Raw genomic sequence first — 23,604 nt, forward strand, 5'->3', positions numbered from 1 at the left:
CAACCTCTACCATACCTACTGGGAGAGGTTGTTTAAATTATTTTGAAGTTAACTCTTCTTCTGTTACCCATTTATGATTTTTTACTGCCTCACCATTTAAAGTGGAAGTGTAATCCACCATATAAACAGTTGTTTGTACAGCCTCTTCAATATGGACAAGCGCATTTTCCATACCTTCCATATGCGCTGCATCCGTTTTTACTTCTGTACCAGGAGCCAGAGGTGCTTCTTCGGGATCAATTAATTCTTCGTGAATGACCCACTTATGATTTTTAACAGGTTCTTCACCTGTAGTTGGTTCATAGGAAATAACATAAGCAGTCGTATCATAGGCCCCGACTATTTCTGCTTCTGCACCTTTCATACCGTCCATATGCCCGTTCGTAATAATAGCTGTACTTCCTACAGGAAACTTCGGATTTTCAGCAATTTTTAATGTAGCTGGTACTTCGCCTGAACTTGAATGGTTCATTGTCGAATGATCCATTTCTTCAGTCGTATGATTAGATGTAGACGCAGGCTTCGTTTGATCCTCCGTACAAGCAGATAAAGTAAGTAAAGCTAATACTGATAGTAGTGCCATTGACCATTTTTGTTTGAATATCATGTCATATCCTCCTCACTATTTGCTAATACTGTAGCAAATAAATGTGCAGAAATAATGGACATGATCTACTACCAAAAATCAAATCACATCTTTCATCTAACAAGAAAGATGTGAGGAATTATTTATTGAATGGGCATGATTTTCAATGTTTTTTGTAATCGATAGGCGAAGATGCCAGCGAAAATCGCTAAGATAAAATCTTTTGGTAGTGGGGGGATCATCCAGAGCCAAGCTAGTTTATATGAAAAGACCTCTGGTGCACTTGCCCATAGTTTGTAGGCAAAATACATCCAATTTGTCCCTAGGAAATAATTAAGCGCAGTTGCGATTAACGCTGCCGCAATATAGCTTTTCTTTGTTGCACTTCGTTCTACAATTAGTCCTGCAACAAATGCTGCTCCAATAAATGTAATAATAAACCCAAAGGTAGGGCTTAAAATTTGTCCAACTCCCCCACCAAAACGAGCAAAAACAGGCGCTCCTGCTAATCCTATGCACATATAAACTGTACAGGCGAGCGCACCCTTTCTGCTACCAAGAACCAGTCCTGCTAAAATAGCAAAAAACGTTTGTAGTGTAATCGGTACACCACCCACCATCATAAATGGGGCAAAGGAGGTAATATTAGCCCCTATCATCATAAGTGTTGAGAATAACCCAATATAGGTAATGTCAATAGTTCTTAATTTATGATGACTCTGTTGTGTAGCAGTAGCCATAAATTTCACCTCGTTATAAACCTTCTTACTGCTAGTGTAAAAAACGAATATAATTGTGTCAACCTTATTATAGTTTTAAGTTAACTCAATTATAGTGTAGACTAACTAATTATAAAAATGTATGATAGAATCGTCACAATTTTATAACTTTAAGTACTATTGGTGTGATATTTTTTGAATGTCACTTAAAAGGGAAGTCGGTGGAAGTCCGACGCTGTCCCGCAACTGTAACGAGGAGTCTTATAATATTTTTTGCCACTGTGTTAGTATGGGAAGGCCATTATAGGATGCTGATTCGAAGCCAGGAGACCTGCCATTAGTAATACCTGTAATGCCCACGAGGATGCAAGCAATTACGGACAATAGCTGGATATTTTCTGACTTTGTTTAATCTAGGGTATTTCTATGCGTATTTTCGTATGGAATACCTTTTTTTATTGCTTCATCCATCAATACTTAGTAGGAGCTTTAAACGGATGAATAAAAAATTTATGTTTTTTTCCTTAATACTTTTCTTCGTATTAATCGTTTCTATGACAATAGCCGTTATGGTTGGGTCTGTATCAGTTACACCCTTCTATGTATGGAAAGTTATTCTTTCTAAAATCCCCATTATACAAAATGGCATAGAGCAAGACTGGAGTCGCTCACAGGAAATCATTATTTGGCAAATAAGAGCACCACGTGTTTTACTCGCAGCTATTGTTGGAGCTGGTCTAGCTATTGCTGGGGCAGCAATTCAGGCACTTGTGAGAAATTCCATTGCTGACCCTTATATATTAGGGATTTCGTCAGGTGCAGCTGTTGGAGCGACCTCAGTAATTATTTTAGGTGCCTTTTCATTTTTAGGAATCTATGCTCTTTCTGTATCTGCATTTTTAGGGTCATTACTTGCCATTGCGCTCGTATTTTTCTTATCACGAGTTGGTGGTCGTGTCTCAATTTTTCGCTTGTTATTGGCGGGGATGGCTGTGTCCTTTATTTTAACGGCCGTTTCCAATTTCATTTTGATGATGTCGAAACAAGAAGGGGCTTTAAAGGCTGTTATGTTTTGGATGCTAGGGAGTCTAGCTGGAGCCAAGTGGAATAATATTGTAATCCCGGCTTTCATATTCTTCCTCGTATTTGGGCTACTATGGCTACACTATCGAAATTTAAATTTATTATTACTAGGGGAAGAGGCAGCTGTAACGTTAGGGGTTAATTTACAGCAATTTCGTATTCAGCTCATTTTACTTGTTTCGTTGTTAACTGGTGTACTTGTCGCAGTCAGTGGCTCTATTGGATTTGTGGGATTAATCATTCCACATATCGTTCGGTTAATTGTGGGGTCAAACTATAAATATGTGATACCTATTAGTGCTTTAATTGGAGGAATCTTTTTAGTGTGGGCAGATGCTTTTGCCCGAATAATCATCGCACCTCAAGAAATGCCAATTGGTATTATAACGGCCTTTTGTGGAGGACCATTTTTTATTTGGCTACTCCGTCGTAACAATTATTCTTTCGGTGAAGGAGACTAACTTATATGACATTAGAAGCAAAGCAGCTATCATTCTCCATTTACGATGAGCGTATACTACATGAAGTAAGTATTCAAATAAAAGAAAAACAACTTGTTGGACTCATTGGCCCTAATGGTAGCGGCAAATCCACATTGCTAAAAAATATGTATCGTCTGCTAAAACCGGAAAGTGGTACGGTATTATTAAACGAACAAGATATTTTAAAGCAATCAAGTAAATCGATTGCTAAAAATTTAGCCGTTGTTAGTCAAGAAACACCTGTTTTATTTGACTTCACAGTACATGATTTAGTCAGTATGGGAAGAACGCCACATAAAAAACTATTGGAGCTTGATCAAGAACAAGATTTCCGAATTGTGGCAGATGCTCTTCTACAAACTGGTATTTCACATTTGGAGAAACGAAGCTTTAGCTCTCTTTCCGGTGGAGAGAAAAAGCGCGTAATGGTTGCACGTGCTCTGGCACAACAAGCTAAGGTATTGATATTAGATGAGCCGACGAATCATTTAGATATACAGCATCAACTCCAGCTTATGGACTTAATTCAAACTCTACATTTAACTGTAGTCGCGGCTTTACATGACTTAAATATCGCAGCAATGTACTGTGATCAAATTTACGTTTTACAGAATGGACGAATAGTTTGTCATGGGACGCCAGAAGAAGTACTTACTCCAACGTTGTTACGGGAAGTATTTCATGTTTTTGCTGATATTCAAATACATCCACTAACTGGTAAGCCTTATCTTACATATGTTCCAGAGCAATTTGCCAAAAAGGTTAACCAATCATAAGAAAGTTAAAAGTCTATACATCTACCATCCTTTACAAGGAGTGAATGTATGAAAATAGCCTTTACGAAAATGCATGGTATTGGCAACAGCTATATTTATCTTGATCTTTTCAGGTATGATTATAATGACAATATCTTTTGTGAATTAGCTAAAAAGATAGCAAATGTCCATACAGGCATTGGCTCGGATGGATTAATTATTATTCAACCTTCTAAAATTGCTGACTGTGGTATGCGCATTTTTAATAAGGATGGTACAGAGGGATCTAACTGTGGAAACGGACTTCGCTGTGTTGCAAAATATATTTTTGAACGCCAAATTGTGCGACAAAAGTTTTTTACAATTGAAACAAAAGCAGGCATTATGTACGTAGAGGTAGTGGTTCAGGATAATACAGTCATAGATGTGATTGTCGATATGGGTAAACCTTTATTGTATCGTAAAGATATACCGATGTTAGGTACCCCTAATAAGCTCGTCATCAATGAATTATTTACAGTGCCTCCACATAATTTGTTCCTAACAGCGTTGTTTTTAGGAAATCCAAACGCGGTATTTTTTATCGATGATATAGAAAAAGCGCCGTTAAGAACACTAGGAGGCATTATAGAAAATGATGTGAGATTTCCTAATCGTGTTAATGTTGAATTTGTACAGGTCATCCATTCAAAAGCCTTACAATTTAGAGTTTGGGAGCGAGGTTCTGGTGTTACGGAGGCGTGTGGAACAGGTGCTTGTGCTGCAGTAGTAGCTGCTATTTTAAATGGTTTTTGTCAGAGGGGAGAAGAGATAACTGTTCATCTGAGTGGAGGTGACTTAAACATACGATGGGCTGACGATGACCATGTTTGGATGCGAGGCCCAGCGGAGTTTATTGCAGAGGGGATATACGAATTTTTATAGCGTCTAGCAAGTCACATTGTTCTTCGGAGCATGCTTAAAAAATTTACAAGCAATATCACTGAAGTGTAAATGATCCTTGAAGGGATGTGAAGATGGGAAAACTGAGGGCTTATCGGTTTTCTATGTTTTTATTAATTGCCATTCTTCTAGGTGTTATTATTGGCTTGCTTTTTGGTGAGAAGGCTACGGTGTTAAAGCCTTTTGGTGATATTTTTATTAATTTATTATTTATGATTGTTGTGCCATTAGTGTTTTTCTCCATTGCATCCTCCGTTGCTAGTATGGAAAGCCTCAAACGTTTAGGTAAAATTATGGGCTCAATGATGCTCGTATTTATAGCAACAGGCATTATTGCCGCCATTATCATGTTAATTGCTGTTACTATTTATCCCCCTGGGGCTGAGGTATCCGTTCAGATTGTATCCCCTGAAACAACAGAGGATTTAAGCTTTGCTGAACAATTAGTTAACACCTTCACTGTGCCTGATTTTATGAATTTATTATCCAGAAGTAATATGCTAGCACTTATTTTATTTGCTGTCTTAATCGGGCTTGGCACAGGATTAACAGGAGAAGCAGGTAAGCCGTTTGCGCGTTTTTTAATAAGTGGTTCGGAAGTATTTATGAAGGTCATCAAGCTAGTGATGTACTATGCACCAATTGGATTAATGGCTTATTTTGCAACATTAATAGGGGATTTTGGAGCGGCATTGCTTGGGGATTATGCTAAAGCCATCATTCTCTACTATCCTGTTGCTATCCTTTATTTTTTAATCGGCTTTACTTTATACGCTTTTATTGCAGGTGGAAAAGTAGGAGTTATAAAGTTCTGGCAAAATATTTTAACGCCTGCTGTGACAGCATTAGGTACAGGAAGTAGCTTTGCAACACTGCCTGTTAATCTAACAGCTGCCAAACAGATTGGAGTGCCAAAGGATATTCGTGAAACCGTATTACCGCTTGGTGCTACCATTCATATGGATGGCTCATGCTTGTCCGCCATATTGAAAATAGCGTTTGTTTTCGGTGTGTTTAATATGGATTTTACAGGATTCAGTACTTTTGTAACCGCAATTGGCGTCGCCTTACTATCAGGTATTGTGATGAGTGGTATTCCAGGTGGAGGTTTCATTGGAGAAATGCTTATAGTCACATTGTACGGTCTACCAGTTCAAGCTTTACCGATGATCTCTGCTATAGGAGTAGTAGTAGACCCTCCTGCTACAATGGTAAATGCTACAGGTGATACTGTGGCAAGTATGATTGTAACAAGAACAATAGAAGGAAAAGATTGGATACAGCAAGAAGTGGATTAAAAAGGACGCCTCTGAGGGGCGTCCTGTAATATTGTCCGATTAAGAGACTGCTTTTAAACCTGCAACACCAATGATAATAGCAATAATACTTATAATACGTGTTAGGTTTTTTGATTCTCCAAAGAAAATGATATTTACAAGCACAGCGCCAACAGTACCAATACCAACCCAAACAACATAGGCAATGCTTAACTGTAAATAATTGAATGATGCATATAAAAGGGCGAATGATAATCCAAAGCCACCGATATATATTAATAAATTTCGTACGGTTTTATTTTGACTATAAAAGCGTAAACCTACAACACCTATAATTTCTGACATTGCTGCTAATACTATATATATCCAACCCATTATGCATTCACCTCTTTCTGTTCTTCATGCTCTGCTGATGAGCTATCTGCAAGTTTTAACCCGATAACGCCTGATACTAATATCAACATAAAAATACCTTTAATGGCATTAAATTCTCCATCGAAAATAAAAATATCCATTAATGTAGTACCGATTGCACCTGCTCCAGCAAAAATAGCGTAGACTGTGCCAGTAGGTAAGTTTTCACATGCTTTTGATAAAAAGTGAAAATCAAGAGCAATCATAGACACAATAATAACCCAATGCCACCAAGAGTTAGCTACATTAAAACCAAATATCCAAAACAACTCAAATAAACTTGTTAGTCCAACATAAACCCATTCTTTTTGCATAAAAAATTTCCTTCCATATAGTATATTAATGACTGACATTCAGTCATTTTCGAGGTAAAGAAGAACGCCACTTATGTGTGACGTAGGCCAAGTGCATGATATAAAAAGTCTAGAAGCTCAAGCTTTAGTAGCTTCATCGTTTCATCTTTGCTATCATCAAACAAATAAATTTGTTCTGCAGCAGATTCTATGAGACCAATAATAAGCTTTGCTGAACGTGATGGATTGATAGAATCACGAATCATTCCTTGTTGCTGAGCAGATAATAAAAAATTACCCATCCAAGCATAATAAGGGGCGTAAATATTTTCCCATTCTTTTAAATGCTCTGTTTGAGCAATACCCGCATAAATGAGTGCAACGATATCGCCATATTCTTTCGTAATTAAGAAAATCATCTCAACAACCTCTTCTAGTTGTTGCTCAAAAGGTTTATCAATAGAAATACCTTCTTCTAAGGTTACAATAATTCTTTCAACCATATGTTTTGCAATAGCAGGCATAACAGAAAGGCGAGACGGGAAATAGAGATAAAAAGTTCCTTGGGCAATCCCTGCAGCTTTGACGATATCCGAAACCTTTGTTTTTTCAATTCCTTTTTCACGAAAAACTTCAATAGCAGCTTGAATAATCTTTTCTTCCTTTGACATGCAATCCCTCACTTTTGCCTTACTTGATTAGTATGTTACAGGAGAAGAAAATGAATGTCAACAAAAAATGACTGATAGTCAGTCATTTCCCTCTAGACCTTAAAAAAGACAATACGACTTCAGTTGTTGCAGGACATGAGTCTTTGGATTAACATTCCTACTCGTCAGCTTAAAAGATTAGTTTGGGACGATTGTTTATTAGCGTGAAAGCGAAGATTTATGGCAATCAAGTGGATGTATTATTATTTGCATAGTTATCATGATTTCAGGGAACTTTATGATTGAAAGGATGATGATAATGGATAATATAAAATTTGCTCAATTAGATCCACAACAACTTGCAAAAATTAATGAACTTGAAAAAAAGATTGGTGTGACATTAGTGGCTTATGATTCTTCTTCTATGCCAACACCTGGTTCTGGTGCTTACGAGACTAATAATAGCACGACCAACAATCATCCATCATAATAAATGAAAATGCCTTGCAGTGATGTAAGGTATTTTCGTTTTAAAAAAGCTAAAGGAGTCATGAAAATGAAAGAATTCTATGCAGATTTACATATTCATATTGGGCGTACTTATAAGGGGCGTGCTGTGAAAATTACTGGCAGTAAAACACTAACATTAGCTAGGATTTTAGAGATGGCGAGTGCAAGAAAAGGATTAGATATGATTGGTATTATTGATTGTCATTCACCTGAGGTCATTGAAGAAATGATGGACATGATCGAACGAGGTGAATTAAAGGAACTGAAGGAAGGAGGATTACGCTTTCAAGACACAACTTTGATACCGGGATCGGAAATAGAAATCTATGATCAATATTGCCATGGTCCTATTCATGTGCTTGCTTACTTTCCTACTCTTAAGCTCATGAAGCATTTTTCAACATGGATGTCCCAATATATGAAAAATATTCACTTAAGTTCACAGCGTATATATTGTGATGGACGAACTTTGCAGCAAAGGGTGCATGAATTGGGAGGGCTTTTTATACCTGCACATGTATTTACTCCTTTTAAAAGTTTGTTTGGCAAAGGGGTTCTTCGCAGTTTAACGGAAGTTTTTGATCCTCAACTAATAGATGCGATTGAATTAGGCTTAAGTTCAGATACAGACATGGTGAGCCACATTAAAGAACTTCAGGCGTACACGTTTGTTAGTAATTCGGATGCCCATTCTCTTGGGAAATTGGCACGTGAGTATCAAAAGTTACGCTTAGAGGAAGCTAATTTTACAGAACTAAAAATGGCCCTTCATGAACAACAAGGTCGAGCAGTAATTGCCAATTATGGCCTAAACCCATTGCTTGGCAAATATCATCAGACAGTCTGTGCCAAATGTGGTGAACAGCTAAGTAACGAAGTAACGGTTTGTACTGTCTGTGGAAGTACTCAAATCATAAAAGGGGTCGCTACACGCATACATGAGCTATCTGAGGATTTTTTGAAAGAAAGATATCGACCACCTTATATTCATCAGGTTCCCCTTGATTTTATCCCAGGTATTGGGCCGAAAATGATGGAACGTTTGATAGAAGCATTTGGTACAGAAATGGATATTCTGCATAATGTAACGATTGAAGAGCTTGAACGAATAGTACCTCATAAAATTGCTCATTTAATTGATTTAGCAAGAACAGGCCAAATAGCAATAGAGGTTGGTGGTGGTGGTGTCTATGGAAAGATTCAGACAGATTAGATACAAGATGAAAAAATTTAAAAAGATTGTTATATTTTAACCTTTTTTTAACCCTCCTCTAGTAAAATAGTGAAAACAATGACTATTTTCTAAATGGAGGAGAGCGTATATGCGATTATCAAAAAAATTTCGTTATGTGGCCGCAAGTATACTAGCATTGCAATTAACCATACCGGCAGTAGCTAATGCAGAAGAACAAAGTGATTACATAGCCCCGAGTTGGGTTATACAGACTGATTATTTAGCACTGGGGGACTCATTAGCACATGGAATGAATGAGGTAGGTGTAATAGGTTTAGGTTACACAGATTTTATTGCACAGGCTCTACAGCAAAATGGCTTTCTTGCTTCATATAATAAAGGCTTTGCTATGTCTGGCTACACAACCAAAAATGTTTTAGCTGATCTACAAAACGATGTAGAAAAGACAGTAACAGGTTTTGGTTATACAAAGGAGCAGGTAAAATTAAGAGCTTCTATAAAAGAAGCAGAGATTATTACATTAACTGCTGGGGCAAATGATTTATTGCCTCTTTTAAAGGAGTCGCAAACTACAGGGATTGATACTGTAGCTATCGTAAAAGCAACTAAAGAAGCTGTATCTAATATAGCTTCGATTCTAGCTGAAATTAAAAAGTTAAATCCACATGCGGAAGTATATGTGATGGGCTATTATAATTCTTTCCCTTACTATAGTGAGAACTTACAAAAGCAATTTAAGCTGTTATTGACTACAGTAAATGCAACAATCAAAACAACAGCTGAAAAAGCAGGGGCCATTTTTGTACCAACACATGATGTTGTGGCAAAGGATGTTCCTAACTACCTACCAAATCCAGAAAACATTCATTTAAGCGAAGCGGGTTACTTTGCGGTAGCCAATGAAGCATTTTTACCAATCATTAAAACAAGTTCTCTATGGGATGTAACGAAGGCAATCCAAATAGATATGAAGGATAAGACAACGGTAGAGGTGAGCTGGCAAGAAGCAATGGATAATGTAGGTGTGACAAATTACAATGTTTATGTGAATGGTAAGTTAGCCAGTACATTGAATGCGAATACTACTAAGATGACGCTCGAAAATTTAACAGAAAATACTGCCTACAGTGTTTCAATCAAAGCAATAGATGCAGCTGGAAATGAGAGTGTTCAAAACCCTACAGTTACGTTTACTACAAGGGGAGCAATAAGTTTCACAGATACAGAGAATCATTGGGCGAAAGAGTATATTCAAAATGTAGCAGAAACCGGTATTATGAATGGTTATCCCGATGGTACATTTCGACCTGAGAGTAGTCTAACTCGTGCTCAAGCTGCTGCTATTCTTGTAAGAAGCTTGGGCTTAACTACAACGGAAAAAGCACCATTTACGGACATTGCAAACTATGATGCTACAATGCAGTCTGAAATTGCAGCAGCATATGTACATGGTCTCGTAAAGGGAACGGATGGGAAATTTAATCCTGGACAGTCTGTTACACGTGCCCAATTAGCATTAATGATTCAACGTGCCTATGAGCAACAATTTAATCAGCCATATATTGCAAAAGCTGAATCGCCATTTTCAGATGTAGCCTCCTATAATGCTGAAACAAAACGTGCAGTCTCTATGTTATATGAATTAGGGATTGTGACAGGGAATCAGGGGAAATACTCTCCGGAATCTGCCACAACGAGAGGTCAAGCAGCGAAAATATTTACAAACCTTAGTCATGTATTGATTAAATAAAGTTTACAAGGTAGAGGTAATTTGCCTCTACCTTTTGACGTTTTTGTTAAAAACAACGTATAGTCTAACTATGTTATAGAACGTTTAGAAAAAAGGAGGTTAGGGATGCTCTCATTTATATTATCTGCTAAAAGATTAGCGAAAGGATTGTGGAGGTCATTTAAGCGACCACAGTTTATCTCATTATTTACTACACTGTTTTTAATCATTCTTTCAGGAACATTGTTTTACAAGGGGACTGAAGGATGGTATTGGCTGGACGCTATGTATTTTGCAGTTGTCAGTTTGATTCCAACAGGCGTAGAAACAGGGCTCTATCCAACTACGGCATATTCTAAAGTTTTCACAATGATCTATTTAATTGTTGGTACGGGAGTCATGTTTATCATGCTATTAATGCTTGGCCGTTCAATAGTCGATTTTTCTCTTAATGAAGAAGAAAAAGAAGAGGTGAAGAAACGGATGAAAAAGTAAAATAGCAGTACGATGAATCTTATGAAGGATTCATTGTACTGCTATTTTTATTATGATAATTTGGCAATAATGCCTTCTTCATCGTCTAAAACTAGCTCAATTCCTGTTGAGAAAGGGTCACCATGTAGAACGTCTTTAATCCAAACACGTAATGCGCCAATCATGGCTGCCGTATTGAGCATCTCAATTTGACCGTTTACTTCAACCTCAGCACCGAAGCCTGTATCATCATCGTATGTTAATTCAACTAGCACATCTTCTGGGCGGATGTTTTTATAATATGCCTGAGATAAACAAATCGCATTAATAATATCTTGCTCATTAATTATTTGTGCCATTGTGCTTCCTCTTTACGCTTTTTATCTTTAAACATATTCACAATTTTTATGACAAGCATCACAATAACGACAATTGCCGCTACGTTAATTAATAAACCTAAAATATTTCCGAGTAACCCCATACCACTAAATAGACTACCGAATAATAAACCAGCAAGTCCCCCAAGCATTAAGCCTTTCATCAGACCTCCTGAGAAAAAGCCACCTTTTTTAGTAGTATCCACTTTATTAGTAGATGTTGAATTAGATTTATTTGTTGTTGCATTGTTTTGATCTTTAGAAGTATCCTGTGATTTCTGGATATTCGAGCTATTATTATTGTTAGAGAAGCCTTTTTTACCTGATTTATAGGATTTAGCTTCTGCCGTTGGTGTATCTGAAATGAATAATGTTGCACCAACCGTTGAAAATATCAGTGTCGCTGCAAAAAGAGCGGCAAGAATTTTTTTCATTACTTACATTCCTCCAATATAATTTTGAGTTTGGTCATAAACTATTTCTTATATAGTAATATTACATGAACTTTATTAAAAAATAAAACAAACGCTTCAGATAATTGGGCTCTATCAAAAAATTTGAACAAGTAGTGACAGATACAATGATTGTAAAAATGAAGTAATAGGAAGGGGTGAAGTGATGCTACTAACATTCATAATATTAATTTCAATATTTTTCCTGTTGTACCTAACAGAAAAAAGGCGCTTTCTCAATGTGGTAGCTCTTGGTTTGATAGGTGTATATGTTATTCGATTACTTATGATCCATTATCCGTTATTGCTGCCAAATGATCAGGGGATTATTTCAGAAATGGGGATATTTATTATATTAGCAAGCTTTCCTAGCATTATGTTTATTTTATCAATCGCCATGTTTTTCAATAGTAAAGTATTATTGGAAAAGGAAGGGCGTAAAGTACGTAATTTAATGTTAGCCATTCTGGGGCTAAGTTTTGTTATGATGATGATATGGTATGTTTTCGTCATTTTTATTGAAATTGAAAATGTCCTTTGGCATATTCTTTTCTTCTATGCATTTTTGATTTTTGGCTATACAATGTTTTTATACACAAGTGTCCTAGCATATGCCATATTGTATCATTATACGCCGATACGCTATGAACCTAACTATATAATTGCTCTGGGCTCAGGGTTAATTGGTGATAGAGTGCCCCCTCTTTTAGCAAGTCGTTTAGATGAGGCGGTGAAGCAATATAAAAAGTATGGGGAAAGGCCTTTTATCATTGTGTCAGGTGGGCAAGGGAATGATGAAAGGATATCGGAAGCATTTGCTATGAAACAATACTTAATTAATATTCACCAAATTCCCCCTGACAAGATTCTAAAAGAGGATCAATCCTCTAATACAGAACAAAATATGTCCTTTTCGAAAAAGGTAATGGACCATCATGCACAAGGTGAAAAATATCGCTCTATTTTTGTTACGAATAATTTTCATGTGTTTCGTGCAAGTATTTATGCGAAAAAGGCAAAATTAGATGCGGAAGGAATTGGTTCTAAGACAGCCTTTTACTATGTTCCAAACGCATTCACAAGAGAATTTATTGGCTTATTAGAAATGTATAAATGGGCACACATTACAGTCTTTTTAATCATCACCCTATTCGTAGGCTTGCTATTGAGAGCGTATGTGTAACCAAAATTCAACTGTCTTCCATATAATAGTGGTAAGGCAGTTTTTTAGCTTGATTCAGCAATTTTTATTCTGATTGTGAAGCGGTAGTTGTGAAGGTGAGCTTTTCGAGCAAGTTCGAAAAAATTTGGACGTAATTGATAGAGCGTGCAAGGGAGGAAAATAATGTACGAGCAAATGTTAGTTAAGCGAAACAAAGAACGAATTGATTCTCTACAAAATCTGATACAAACAGAAAATTCATGGTTTGCTCAAAATATAAAATTACTTACATTCGCTGAAGTTAACCTAGCAGCCTTGCAAAAAATATTGTATCAAATAGTGAGGAGGCTATTAAAAGAACAGCAGCAACGCCATTTACAAATTGTCCAATCAGAACAATACCAATCAGTGCAGGAGAATGTATTAACATTGTTAGCGGAGTATGACGATGTGTTGCGTGAGGCCATACCACAGTCAATCTATATACTTGTTTGGCAAATTTCCTCGCTAGAAAAGCTAGCAAATCGTATAGAAGTAGTGGATGACGTGCTTGATATTATAGAATGGTACTTCCACCACCAAAATAATGAACAAGTTGCTATTTCAGAGGAAGAGGATTTGGATCATGAGGTCATGATTGATCTATATAAAGAGGCGGTTGAAGAACAGGACGCGGATGCACAGTATCAACTAGGTGAATATTACAATGCTAGGGAAGGTAATCATTTTCAGATCGAAAAATCATTGAAATGGTTTGAGTTAGCTGCGACTCAAGGGAATGCCGATGCACAATATATGTTAGGTAATTTTTACTTTGAAGGAATTGGAGTAGAAGAAAGTCATTCGATGGCCTTTTTATACTATGAAAAGGCGTCAATGCAGGGACATGCGGATGCTGCCAATAATTTAGCGGATATGTACTTTAATGGTGAAGGAGTAACGAAGGATTATACATTAGCAAAAAAATGGTTTGACTATGCTGCTAAAAAGAATGTACCAGAGGCCATGTTTACGCTAGGGATTATATATGAGCAGGGGTTAGGCGTGACTGTAGATATGGAGGCAGCATTCAATGCCTATAAACAATCTGCAGAGGCCGGTTATGTAGAAGCACAATATCTTCTTGGTGGAATTTATTTAGAGGGACGCCTAGGCCAAACGAAGGAGGTAAACCGCGCACTATTTTGGTATGAACGAGCTGCAGAACAATATCATGTAGATGCTTTTTATGATTTGGGGTATATATGGAGTAATGGGCTTGCAGGTATACGAAATATTGAAAAAGGCATTCATTGGTTTAAACAGGCTGCCCTTCAAGGGGATGCAGAGGCCAAGTTACAGCTAGGGCATATGTACAATAAAGGTGAAGGGATAGCTAGAAATCTGAAAGAGGCCATCAAGTGGTATGGACTTGCAGCAGATGCAGGCATTAAAGAAGCTTCGGAAATATTACAGGAACTTAAAAGTTTGTAAATTTTGTGTTAAAAAATATAGTGTCTTTGAATTATTTATACATCTGATTAACATGAAACTTTTGGTATATGAATAAACCTTTTAGTGAGTATATAGTTTTAGTTGTTATAAGGGTAAAAATTATTAATATAGTGAAATTTATAGGGTGCCAGAAGAAATTTTAAAAAAATAAGCATAATAATCAAGAAATCGGGTAAAAAAAGCTACCAATTAATAGTGTGGTAGCTTTTTAATTGTTTTTTAAAGTGAATTTACTGTAGGGACTTTTTATACATTTTATGTAAAATATTGGGTGGTTAAAAATTGACAGCAAATTATAAAATGATTAAGGTATATGAGTGATTTTGAAAAGGTACATATGCAAAAATCTACTGTTTGTCATTCATAGTGTTTGAAAGGGAAGTTTTTTTCAATAAACTTGGAAAAATGTATATGGTTATGCCAAGACGTAATGGATAGGTATTTTTTCATTAATCTATCAATATGTTAAAAGGTATTTGATGTTTCTCGGCCTGCTGAAAGTAAACAGAATGAAAGAGGGAAGATGTGTGATTTTTCAAAAACAGAGAAAGACGAAGGTATTGGATCTACAGCAATACACAGTGAAAATGGATTTGTCTAATCGCCAATCAATGGCGAAGCAAATTGAAATGCTGAACTTAACGGAGCAAGACTTACAATATTTAAAGGCTTTCCAACCATATGTTATGGACAATGTAGATCACATCGTAAACCGCTTTTATAACATGATAGGAACAGAGCATCATTTGGTAGATATTATTAGTCAACATAGTTCTGTAGAAAAGCTTAAAGTAACGTTACAGAAGCATATTATCGAAATGTTTAATGGAATAATTGATGAGGAGTTCTATCTAAGGCGTGTAAAAATTGCGAAGGTACATGTCCACATTGGACTAAGAACACAATGGTATATTTGCGCATTCCAAGATTTATCTATTTCATTTATTGATTTAGTTGAAAAAAATATAGAGTATCCTTATGATCAGTTCAATACAATAAGAGCTATATCGAAAATTTGTAACTTTGAGCAACAGCTCGTCTTAGAAGCTTTTGAAAATACTGTTGAAGAAATGAAAGAAAGCATGGAGCATGAGAGAGTCGCAATTGAACAACAAATTGTACGTTCTTCTGTAGAGCTTGCCACAATCTCTCAGGAAACCAATCATTCTTTTTGCTGTCTCAGCAAGCAGTCTGATGAGATTAAAAAATTGGCCAAAAAATCGCTTGATGTATCGACTTTAGCTGAAAATGAAGCACTTGCAGGACGGGAACGTTTAAAAAATCAATCACAAAATATGCATAATATTATTCATTCACTTCATGATATTGAAGAAAATATAGAACAATTATCAGGTATGTCTAGAGAAATGGAGACAATCATGAGTGTTGTTACTACTATTGCGAATCAAACTAATCTGTTAGCTTTGAATGCAGCTATTGAAGCGGCTCGAGCTGGAGAGGCGGGAAAAGGATTTAGTGTAGTAGCAGACGAAGTTCGAAAGTTATCTATTCAAACAAAAGAATCGGTAACAGCGGTTGCTTTGTTATTGAAAAAAACAAGCGAACGGACTGAGAAATTAGAGTATTCTTTGACGAATATTCAAGGAGAAGTAGCGTCTGGTGAGGAAAATATGTTGCAAACAGAAGGCCAGTTTACGAGTATACTAGATGCCATGACTGAAGCAAAAGAACAAAATGATTGCATGGCAACAAAAATACAAGCAATCGTAGGTATATTAGGTGAGTTAGGGACATCATTTACAGAAGTAACGAATTCGGCAGAAAAATTAGCGACCTTTGCGCAAAATTTAAAAGTATAGACGGTTAGTATTTACTACAATGTATTAGGCGTAATTAACACTATAGTACCTATTAATATATATGTTGGCTAGAGCTATCTCCTAAAGGGATAGCTCTATTTTTGCTAAATTTGTAAAGGGTTGAATGCAATTTTCAATGAAAATAGGTTTATACTGTAGAAAGAACTAATAATAGGGGCGGTTTATATGAAAACAGTTGTTGTATTAGGTGGCGGAATTACAGGATTATGCACAATGCATTACTTACAACGTCAAGTGAAGGAGAATAATCTAGATGTTCGTCTAGTACTTGTAGAGAAAAATACATATCTAGGTGGTAAGTTACATTCGGCATATGAAGAAGGATTTATTATGGAAACAGGTGCTGATTCTATTGTCGCTCGCCATAAAGGTGTTATGGAGCTAGTGCAGGAGCTTGATTTTGAAGATAATCTAGTTTATAACGAAACCGGCATTTCTTATATTTACACAAATAATGAACTACATGCTATTCCAGCTGATTCTACATTTGGTATTCCAATGAGCTTGGCATCCTTAGAGGAAAGCACATTAATATCAGAGCAAGGAAAGCAGGAAGCATTAAAGGATTTGACATTACCAAACAAAGGCTTTACAAAGGAAAGTTCAATTGGCGAGTTCTTAACCTACTATTTAGGAGAGGAACTAGTAAAAAACCAAATTGCACCAGTTCTAGCAGGTGTGTATTCAGGTGATTTACATCAGCTTTCAATTGCTTCTACTTTACCGTATTTAATTGATTATAAGAATGATTATGGAAGTATCATTAAAGGTTTTGATGCGAACCGTGAGCAATTTGTTAAAGCTGCCAATAAAAAATTTATATCATTTAAAAATGGTTTAACTTCTTTAATCGATCGACTTGAGCAAACATTAACCAATGTTGAAATTATCAAGGGTGTCGCTACTTTACATGTTCAAAAACAGAAAGACCGCTATACAATTTCATTAGCAAATGGTGAAAATATCGGAGCAGATTATGTTGTGCTTGCACTACCGAATGAAGCTGTTCAAAGCCTCATGAAGGACGAATCATTAAACTGTTATTTTAATCAATTTACTACTGCGTCAGCCATTACCATATACTTAGGCTTCGATGTACCAGACGCGAAATTGCCAGCAGATGGAACGGGCTATATTGTCTCTCATAATTCTAACGTTACTTGTAATGCAGTAACTTGGACAAGTCGTAAATGGAAGCATACATCGAGAGACAATAAATTACTTGTACGACTCTTCTATAAGAGTATTAACCCAGCGTATGAACAACTACGTGCCATGACTGATGAAGAATTGGCAACCGTTGCTTTAGAGGATGTTCGAAAGAGCTTGGGAATAGAAGAGGATCCAACCGTAGTAAATGTAACAAAATGGATTGATCAAATGCCTAAATACGACTTAGCTCACAGAGAAGCGTTACAAGGGTTGCTTCAGGAACTGAACAAAAACTATCCAAATTTAGCTATAGCAGGCTGTTCATATTTTGGTGTAGGTATCGGAGCTTGCATTCAAAATGGGAAAAAAATTGGTGAGGAGCTTGCAGAGGAACTATCCAGTTTCTAAGATTTTAAGTTAAAAATTACTTTGTTACGTGAAATACTCTTGACTCATTCGTCAGTAAACGATATGATTCTTTTAATTATTTAAAAAATTCATACTTAATTCTTATCAAGAGAAGCAGAGGGACTGGCCCATTGAAGCTTCAGCAACCAACTTATTGTCAGGTGCTAAATCCAGAAGACCGTTGAGTCGAAGATGAGAAGGAACAACAATGCTGAATCGTTAAAGCCTTCTTTTTTATGAAAGAAGGCTTTTTATTATACAGAGACATAGGAAGAGAGGCTAGTTTTATGGGATTGCTTGAGAAGTTAAACACGCATGTATTGACGGCGGATGGTGCAATAGGCACAGTTCTTTATGGCTATGGATTGGAATATTGCCATGAGGAAATGAATGTGCAGAGACCAGAGTTAATTGAAAAGATTCATAGAGAATATATTGCGGCTGGTGCTGACATCATTCAAACGAATACGTACGGTGCAAATGCCATCAAATTAGCTCGCTATGGATTAGAATCACGCGTTCAACAATTTAATGAAGCAGCTATTACAATTGCTAAGCGAGCAGCTGCAGATGGAGGTCAATTTGTTTTAGGGACAATAGGAGGTATTCGTGGTATCCGAAAAAGTGATGCAACACTAGAGGAAATATTAGCGACTGTAGAGGAACAAGCAAGTGTTTTACTTGCAGGAAATCCAGATGGCCTCTTACTTGAAACCTATTATGATTTTGAAGAATTAACTGCAACATTAAAAATGTTACGTGCAAAAACAATGTTACCAATTATTGCACAAGTATCTATGCATGAGCCTGGTGTTTTACAAAATGGAATGTCTTTAAATAATGTTTTGCATGAGCTAGAAACACTTGGTGCAGATATCGTTGGTGTCAATTGCCGGCTAGGCCCACATCATACAATACAAGCATTTGAAGGCGTAGAACTTCCTGAAAAGGCATTTATGTCAGCTTATCCGAACGCTTCACTTCTTGACTTAGAAGATGGGCGTGTCGTTTATGAATCGGAGGCTGATTATTTTGGTCGAGCAGCAGTAGAACTACGTGATCAAGGGGTACGCTTGATTGGGGGCTGCTGTGGTACGACACCAAAGCATATAGCGGCAGCAAAAAAATATTTAGAGGAGTTATCACCCGTTCATGAAAAGCATGCGAAACCTGAAAAGATTGAGGTCGTTCGAGAAGCAGAGCCTCCTAAGTATGAGCCTCTTCATGAAAAAGTAAAACGTGAACGATCTGTCATTGTAGAACTGGATACACCTAGACATTTAGAAATTGATGGATTCCTTGTAGGAGCAAAACAATTGTATGATGCTGGCGCAGATGTAGTCATGATGGCAGACAATTCTCTAGCCTCTCCTCGTATTAGCAATATTGCAATGGGAGCATTGTTGAAGAATACACATGGCGTACGTCCTCTAACACATATTACATGTCGAGATCGTAATTTAATCGGTCTGCAATCACATTTAATGGGATTAAATGCTTTAGGAATTCATGATGTCTTAGCTGTTACGGGTGATCCAACAAAAGTTGGGGACTTCCCAGGTGCGACAAGCGTTTATGATGTCTCCTCGATGGAGCTAATCCAATTAATTAAGCAGTTAAATGAAGGGGTCTCTTTCTCTGGTAAACCCCTTCGAAAAAAAGCAAATTTTTCAGTGGCTGCTGCATTTAATCCAAACGTTCGTGTGTTAGACCGTGCTGTGGCACGTTTAGAAAAGAAAATCGAACATGGTGCAGATTATTTTATTTCACAGCCAGTGTATACGAAGGAAAAAATTGTGGAAATTTACGAGGCAACAAAGCATCTACAAGCACCGATATATATTGGGATTATGCCCGTTACGAGTTATAAAAGTGCAGAGTTTTTACACCACGAGGTGCCTGGCATCAAATTATCAGAAGATGCCTTAGCAAGAATGAAGGCTTGTGGTGAAGATAAAGAACGTGCAACAGCTGAGGGTATTGCCATTGCAAGGGAATTAGTAGAGGTGGCTGCGCAATATTTTAATGGTATTTACCTTATTACACCTTTTTTACGCTATGATGTGACACTAGAGTTGATGAAATATATTGAGCAATTGGATGAACAAAAAAAAGGAGTAAGTATACATGGCTAAGCACTTGATTGAAGAGCAATTAGAGAAACGTATTTTAATTCTTGATGGCGCAATGGGAACAATGCTACAAAATGAAAACTTATCGGCAGATGATTTTGGTGGAGAGGAGCTCGATGGGTGTAATGAAAATCTTGTGCTTACTAGACCTGATGTTATAGAGAAAATTCATCTTAAATATTTAGAGGCTGGCGCAGATATCATTTGTACGAATACATTTGGTGGAACTCCTCTTGTGTTAAATGAATACGATCTGGGTGCAAAAGCGGAAGAGATTAATAAACGTGCAGTTGAAATTGCTCGCCAAGCGGTGGATAAATTTACAACATCGGATTGGCCGCGATTTGTAGCTGGAGCTATGGGACCAACAACAAAAACATTATCCGTAACTGGCGGTATTACATTTGATGAGCTCGAGGAAAATTTCTTTATCCAAGCGAAGGCCTTAATTGAGGCAGGAGCAGATGTGCTGTTATTGGAAACAAGTCAGGATATGCTGAATGTTAAAGCCGGCACATTAGGGGTAACACGTGCTTTCGCGGCAACTGGCAAGGAACTTCCCGTTATGATTTCAGGAACAATTGAACCGATGGGTACGACACTCGCAGGACAAACGATTGATGCCTTTTATATATCTATTGAGCATATTAAACCATTATCAGTTGGCTTAAACTGTGCGACAGGACCAGAGTTTATGACGGATCATATTCGTTCATTAGCAGAGCTTTCAACAGGCTATATAAGTTGTTATCCAAATGCTGGCTTACCTGATGAAGAAGGCTGTTACCATGAATCGCCAGAATCTTTATCGCAAAAATTAAAAGGCTTTGCAGAAAAGGGTTGGCTTAATATTGTAGGTGGTTGCTGTGGAACAACTCCAGCACATATTGCAGCTATTCGTGAAGTTTTAAAAGGTGAAAAACCACGACAATTACCAGAAAAAACGCATGGTCATGCGGTATCTGGTATCGAACCATTATTGTATGACGATTCCATGCGTCCATTATTTATTGGAGAAAGAACGAATGTTATCGGCTCCCGAAAATTTAAAAATTTAATCATTGATGGAAAGTTTGAGGAAGCAGCAGAGATTGCACGTGCGCAAGTTAAAAATGGTGCCCATGTTATTGATATTTGTTTAGCAAACCCAGATCGTGATGAATTAGAAGATATGCGTGGCTTTATGCAGGAGGTTGTGAAAAAAGTGAAGGTTCCTCTTGTGATTGACTCAACAGATGAAAAAGTCATCGAGGAGGCGCTAAAATTTTCGCAAGGGAAAGCCATCATTAACTCTATTAATCTGGAAGATGGCGAGGAGCGATTTGATGCCGTATTACCACTTGTGAAAAAATACGGTGCGTCATTAGTTGTTGGTACAATTGATGAAAAAGGTATGGCGGTTGATCGTCATCGTAAGCTTGAAATTGCTGAACGTTCCTATCAACTTTTAACTGAAAAATGGGGTATTGCACCAGAAGATATTATTTTTGACCCATTGATGTTCCCAGTAGGAACTGGAGATGAGCAGTATATTGGATCTGCTCTCGAAACCATTGAAGGGATTCGACTAATCAAAGAAAAAATGCCGCAAACATTAACAGTTCTAGGTGTAAGTAATATCTCGTTTGGCTTACCGCCAGTGGGCCGAGAAGTACTGAATGCTGTGTATCTCTATCATTGTACAATTGCTGGTTTGGATTACGCTATTGTTAATACAGAGAAGCTAGAGCGATATGCTTCCATTCCTGAAGAGGAAATAAAGCTAGCTAATGACTTGCTGTTTAATACAAATGATGAAACCTTAGCCGTATTCACAGACTTCTATCGTGACAAAAAGAAGGAAAAAACGGAAGCCGATATACCAAAAACGGTTGAGGGTCGTTTAGCTTACTATATTCTAGAGGGTACGAAGGAAGGACTAATAGAGGATTTAGATGCAGCCCGTGAAATCTTTGAGACACCTCTTGATATCATTAATGGTCCTTTAATGGAAGGTATGGCTGAGGTAGGTCGATTATTTAATGATAATCAACTCATTGTAGCAGAGGTTTTACAATCAGCGGGTGTGATGAAGGCTGCCGTTGCCCATTTAGAGCAATTCATGGAGAAGAATGAAGAGAGTGCTGGGAAAGGGAAAATGGTACTTGCTACCGTCAAAGGAGATGTTCACGATATTGGGAAGAACCTTGTGGATATTATATTAAGTAATAATGGCTATAAGGTTGTAGATCTAGGCATTAAAGTAACCCCTGCCCAATTAATTGAAGCCATTCGCAAGGAAAAACCAGACTTTATCGGATTATCGGGTTTGTTAGTAAAATCAGCGCAACAGATGGTCATTACTGCTCAAGATTTCAAAGAGGCAGGTATTGATGTACCTATTTTAGTGGGTGGAGCGGCACTTTCTCGACGCTTTACTGAAACAAAAATAGCAGATGAATATGATGGTCCTGTAATTTATTCAAAAGATGCAATGCAAGGCCTAGAGCAGGCCAATCTTTTAATGGGAGAGGGGACACGTGCCAATTTCTTAGCTGAAATCGCAGAATCTCGCCAAAAACGTTTAGAGGCAGATGAAAAACGAGCTGCTCGTCCTGTAAAAGAGGTAACGATAAAACCTGCACGAACAGTCAAAGAAGCAGCTGTATATTTACCAGCAGATTTACGTCGCCATGTAAAAAAAGAATATGCTGTATCACATTTATATCCATATGTTAATATGCGGACATTGCTAGGACATCATTTAGGCTTGAAAGGGCAAGTTCATCAACTGCTTGAAGCGGGAGATTCTAGAGCTACAGAGCTAAAAGAATTAGTAGATGATTATTTGAAAGGTGATTTATTAAAGCCTTCAGGTTTGTATCAATTTTTCCCTGCCCAAGCGGATGGGGATGATGTCGTTGTTTATGATCCTGCTGATAGTAAAACAGAAATTGAACGTTTTACTTTCCCGCGCCAGCAGGTAGAACCATTTTTATGTCTTGCTGACTTCTTAAAAACAGTAGAAAGCGGTGAAATGGACTATATTGCACTCATGGTAGTAACTGCAGGAAAAGGAGTGATGGCTACAGCACGCCAGTTAAAAGAGGACGGTAAATTCCTCGAAAGCCATGCACTACAATCGACTGCACTAGAATTAGCAGAGGGCTTTGCTGAACGTATGCATCAAGAAATTCGTGACCAATGGGGCTTCCCTGACGCGACAGATTTCACGATGAGAGATCGGTTTGCAGCAAAATATCAAGGGCAACGTTTTTCATTCGGTTACCCTGCCTGCCCTAACTTGGAAGATCAAGAGAAGCTGTTTGGCTTATTAAAGCCTGAAGATATTGGTGTTCATTTAACTGAAGGATTTATGATGGAGCCGGAAGCATCTGTATCTGCGATTGTTTTTGCTCATCCTGATGCTCGCTATTTTAATGTTTAAGGGTGTAATATAATAACATTCTGCTGATGATTATTTTTAAACATTGAATG

General features: G+C 37.3%; 21 protein-coding genes and 2 riboswitches. Of the genes, 14 read left to right on the forward strand and 7 right to left on the reverse strand.

The features are described 5' to 3' along the window. Positions 1-37: 37 nt before the first annotated feature. Together ABC382_RS18105 and ABC382_RS18110 are read right to left on the reverse strand one after the other, a co-directional pair. On the reverse strand, positions 38-607 hold the full coding sequence (locus ABC382_RS18105; RefSeq protein WP_274794640.1) for a YdhK family protein: 570 nt from the start codon (positions 605-607) through the stop codon (positions 38-40). A 122-nt stretch (positions 608-729) separates the two neighbouring features. Further along, positions 730-1,326: a biotin transporter BioY gene (locus ABC382_RS18110; RefSeq protein WP_312507144.1), complete on the reverse strand. Its 597-nt coding sequence runs from the start codon at positions 1,324-1,326 to the stop codon at positions 730-732. A gap of 143 nt (positions 1,327-1,469) precedes the next feature. Further along, positions 1,470-1,658: riboswitch (cobalamin riboswitch) on the forward strand. Between the two features lie 144 nt (positions 1,659-1,802). Here ABC382_RS18110 and ABC382_RS18115 point away from each other — a divergent pair. From ABC382_RS18115 to ABC382_RS18130, 4 genes are all read left to right on the forward strand, one after another. Beyond that, the gene (locus ABC382_RS18115) at positions 1,803-2,849 is read left to right on the forward strand and encodes a FecCD family ABC transporter permease (RefSeq protein ID WP_312507145.1); all 1,047 of its coding nucleotides are present in this window, start codon (positions 1,803-1,805) and stop codon (positions 2,847-2,849) included. Between the two features lie 5 nt (positions 2,850-2,854). Then, the gene (locus tag ABC382_RS18120; protein WP_274794637.1) at positions 2,855-3,646 is read left to right on the forward strand and encodes a heme ABC transporter ATP-binding protein; all 792 of its coding nucleotides are present in this window, start codon (positions 2,855-2,857) and stop codon (positions 3,644-3,646) included. Between the two features lie 48 nt (positions 3,647-3,694). Then, positions 3,695-4,549, forward strand: coding sequence for a diaminopimelate epimerase (gene dapF, locus ABC382_RS18125; RefSeq protein ID WP_274794636.1), 855 nt, complete (start codon positions 3,695-3,697; stop codon positions 4,547-4,549). Positions 4,550-4,641: 92 nt separating this feature from the next. Continuing rightward, positions 4,642-5,865 (forward strand): dicarboxylate/amino acid:cation symporter, encoded by a 1,224-nt coding sequence (locus ABC382_RS18130; RefSeq protein ID WP_274794635.1) that lies wholly within the window; start codon positions 4,642-4,644, stop codon positions 5,863-5,865. Between the two features lie 39 nt (positions 5,866-5,904). Here ABC382_RS18130 and ABC382_RS18135 read toward each other — a convergent pair whose 3' ends face one another. The 3 genes from ABC382_RS18135 to ABC382_RS18145 form a co-directional block, all read right to left on the reverse strand. Next, positions 5,905-6,219 carry a DMT family transporter gene (locus ABC382_RS18135; protein WP_274794634.1) on the reverse strand — a complete coding sequence of 105 codons (315 nt, stop codon included), beginning with the start codon at positions 6,217-6,219 and terminating at the stop codon, positions 5,905-5,907. After that, the gene (locus ABC382_RS18140) at positions 6,219-6,572 is read right to left on the reverse strand and encodes a DMT family transporter (RefSeq protein WP_312507147.1); all 354 of its coding nucleotides are present in this window, start codon (positions 6,570-6,572) and stop codon (positions 6,219-6,221) included. Before ABC382_RS18140 ends, ABC382_RS18135 begins: the two co-directional genes overlap by 1 nt. A gap of 71 nt (positions 6,573-6,643) precedes the next feature. Beyond that, complete coding sequence (locus tag ABC382_RS18145) at positions 6,644-7,222, reverse strand: TetR/AcrR family transcriptional regulator (RefSeq protein WP_412927003.1); 579 nt, start codon at positions 7,220-7,222, stop codon at positions 6,644-6,646. 298 nt (positions 7,223-7,520) lie between these two features. Between ABC382_RS18145 and ABC382_RS18150 the strand changes: the two genes are divergently transcribed. The 4 genes from ABC382_RS18150 to ABC382_RS18165 all read left to right on the forward strand — a co-directional run bounded on the left by ABC382_RS18150 (position 7,521) and on the right by ABC382_RS18165 (position 11,130). Continuing rightward, positions 7,521-7,691 carry a hypothetical protein gene (locus tag ABC382_RS18150; protein WP_274797398.1) on the forward strand — a complete coding sequence of 57 codons (171 nt, stop codon included), beginning with the start codon at positions 7,521-7,523 and terminating at the stop codon, positions 7,689-7,691. 66 nt (positions 7,692-7,757) lie between these two features. Next, entirely contained in the window at positions 7,758-8,924 is a 1,167-nt protein-coding gene (locus tag ABC382_RS18155; RefSeq protein WP_412927004.1) for an endonuclease Q family protein, read from the forward strand. A 109-nt stretch (positions 8,925-9,033) separates the two neighbouring features. Further along, positions 9,034-10,656, forward strand: coding sequence for an S-layer homology domain-containing protein (locus ABC382_RS18160; protein WP_312507148.1), 1,623 nt, complete (start codon positions 9,034-9,036; stop codon positions 10,654-10,656). A 105-nt stretch (positions 10,657-10,761) separates the two neighbouring features. Next, complete coding sequence (locus ABC382_RS18165; protein ID WP_274794629.1) at positions 10,762-11,130, forward strand: ion channel; 369 nt, start codon at positions 10,762-10,764, stop codon at positions 11,128-11,130. Positions 11,131-11,180: 50 nt separating this feature from the next. Here ABC382_RS18165 and ABC382_RS18170 read toward each other — a convergent pair whose 3' ends face one another. Beyond that, a complete protein-coding gene (locus tag ABC382_RS18170; RefSeq protein WP_274794628.1) occupies positions 11,181-11,468 on the reverse strand; it encodes a DUF2653 family protein in 288 nt (95 codons plus the stop codon). Then, a complete protein-coding gene (locus ABC382_RS18175) occupies positions 11,456-11,920 on the reverse strand; it encodes a hypothetical protein (RefSeq protein ID WP_274794627.1) in 465 nt (154 codons plus the stop codon). The genes ABC382_RS18170 and ABC382_RS18175 overlap by 13 nt, the downstream gene beginning before the upstream one ends. Before the next feature lie 184 nt (positions 11,921-12,104). Between ABC382_RS18175 and ABC382_RS18180 the strand changes: the two genes are divergently transcribed. The 6 genes from ABC382_RS18180 to metH all read left to right on the forward strand — a co-directional run bounded on the left by ABC382_RS18180 (position 12,105) and on the right by metH (position 23,554). Continuing rightward, the gene (locus tag ABC382_RS18180; RefSeq protein ID WP_274794626.1) at positions 12,105-13,121 is read left to right on the forward strand and encodes a YdcF family protein; all 1,017 of its coding nucleotides are present in this window, start codon (positions 12,105-12,107) and stop codon (positions 13,119-13,121) included. Positions 13,122-13,283: 162 nt separating this feature from the next. Beyond that, positions 13,284-14,573, forward strand: coding sequence for an SEL1-like repeat protein (locus ABC382_RS18185; RefSeq protein ID WP_274794625.1), 1,290 nt, complete (start codon positions 13,284-13,286; stop codon positions 14,571-14,573). Positions 14,574-15,121: 548 nt separating this feature from the next. Beyond that, the gene (locus ABC382_RS18190; RefSeq protein ID WP_322606705.1) at positions 15,122-16,414 is read left to right on the forward strand and encodes a globin-coupled sensor protein; all 1,293 of its coding nucleotides are present in this window, start codon (positions 15,122-15,124) and stop codon (positions 16,412-16,414) included. A gap of 186 nt (positions 16,415-16,600) precedes the next feature. Beyond that, positions 16,601-17,995 carry a protoporphyrinogen oxidase gene (locus tag ABC382_RS18195; RefSeq protein WP_412927005.1) on the forward strand — a complete coding sequence of 465 codons (1,395 nt, stop codon included), beginning with the start codon at positions 16,601-16,603 and terminating at the stop codon, positions 17,993-17,995. Positions 17,996-18,094: 99 nt separating this feature from the next. Further along, a riboswitch (SAM riboswitch) is annotated at positions 18,095-18,194 on the forward strand. 88 nt (positions 18,195-18,282) lie between these two features. Then, entirely contained in the window at positions 18,283-20,130 is a 1,848-nt protein-coding gene (locus ABC382_RS18200) for a bifunctional homocysteine S-methyltransferase/methylenetetrahydrofolate reductase (protein WP_322611886.1), read from the forward strand. Next, complete coding sequence (gene metH, locus ABC382_RS18205; protein WP_322611885.1) at positions 20,123-23,554, forward strand: methionine synthase; 3,432 nt, start codon at positions 20,123-20,125, stop codon at positions 23,552-23,554. The genes ABC382_RS18200 and metH overlap by 8 nt, the downstream gene beginning before the upstream one ends. The last annotated feature ends 50 nt before the right edge of the window (positions 23,555-23,604 follow it).

Origin of the sequence: Lysinibacillus phoenicis (assembly GCF_047238325.1) — a bacterium.
Lineage (GTDB): Bacteria > Bacillota > Bacilli > Bacillales_A > Planococcaceae > Lysinibacillus > Lysinibacillus irui.

Bases quoted from the DNA above. Each gene is read 5' to 3' on its own strand.
- ABC382_RS18105 (WP_274794640.1), bottom strand. From the start codon at position 607: ATGATATTCAAACAAAAATGGTCAATGGCACTACTATCAGTATTAGCT.
- ABC382_RS18110 (WP_312507144.1), bottom strand. From the start codon at position 1,326: ATGGCTACTGCTACACAACAGAGTCATCATAAATTAAGAACTATTGAC.
- ABC382_RS18115 (WP_312507145.1), top strand. From the start codon at position 1,803: ATGAATAAAAAATTTATGTTTTTTTCCTTAATACTTTTCTTCGTATTA.
- ABC382_RS18120 (WP_274794637.1), top strand. From the start codon at position 2,855: ATGACATTAGAAGCAAAGCAGCTATCATTCTCCATTTACGATGAGCGT.
- dapF (WP_274794636.1), top strand. From the start codon at position 3,695: ATGAAAATAGCCTTTACGAAAATGCATGGTATTGGCAACAGCTATATT.
- ABC382_RS18130 (WP_274794635.1), top strand. From the start codon at position 4,642: ATGGGAAAACTGAGGGCTTATCGGTTTTCTATGTTTTTATTAATTGCC.
- ABC382_RS18135 (WP_274794634.1), bottom strand. From the start codon at position 6,219: ATGGGTTGGATATATATAGTATTAGCAGCAATGTCAGAAATTATAGGT.
- ABC382_RS18140 (WP_312507147.1), bottom strand. From the start codon at position 6,572: ATGCAAAAAGAATGGGTTTATGTTGGACTAACAAGTTTATTTGAGTTG.
- ABC382_RS18145 (WP_412927003.1), bottom strand. From the start codon at position 7,222: ATGTCAAAGGAAGAAAAGATTATTCAAGCTGCTATTGAAGTTTTTCGT.
- ABC382_RS18150 (WP_274797398.1), top strand. From the start codon at position 7,521: ATGGATAATATAAAATTTGCTCAATTAGATCCACAACAACTTGCAAAA.
- ABC382_RS18155 (WP_412927004.1), top strand. From the start codon at position 7,758: ATGAAAGAATTCTATGCAGATTTACATATTCATATTGGGCGTACTTAT.
- ABC382_RS18160 (WP_312507148.1), top strand. From the start codon at position 9,034: ATGCGATTATCAAAAAAATTTCGTTATGTGGCCGCAAGTATACTAGCA.
- ABC382_RS18165 (WP_274794629.1), top strand. From the start codon at position 10,762: ATGCTCTCATTTATATTATCTGCTAAAAGATTAGCGAAAGGATTGTGG.
- ABC382_RS18170 (WP_274794628.1), bottom strand. From the start codon at position 11,468: ATGGCACAAATAATTAATGAGCAAGATATTATTAATGCGATTTGTTTA.
- ABC382_RS18175 (WP_274794627.1), bottom strand. From the start codon at position 11,920: ATGAAAAAAATTCTTGCCGCTCTTTTTGCAGCGACACTGATATTTTCA.
- ABC382_RS18180 (WP_274794626.1), top strand. From the start codon at position 12,105: ATGCTACTAACATTCATAATATTAATTTCAATATTTTTCCTGTTGTAC.
- ABC382_RS18185 (WP_274794625.1), top strand. From the start codon at position 13,284: ATGTACGAGCAAATGTTAGTTAAGCGAAACAAAGAACGAATTGATTCT.
- ABC382_RS18195 (WP_412927005.1), top strand. From the start codon at position 16,601: ATGAAAACAGTTGTTGTATTAGGTGGCGGAATTACAGGATTATGCACA.
- ABC382_RS18200 (WP_322611886.1), top strand. From the start codon at position 18,283: ATGGGATTGCTTGAGAAGTTAAACACGCATGTATTGACGGCGGATGGT.
- metH (WP_322611885.1), top strand. From the start codon at position 20,123: ATGGCTAAGCACTTGATTGAAGAGCAATTAGAGAAACGTATTTTAATT.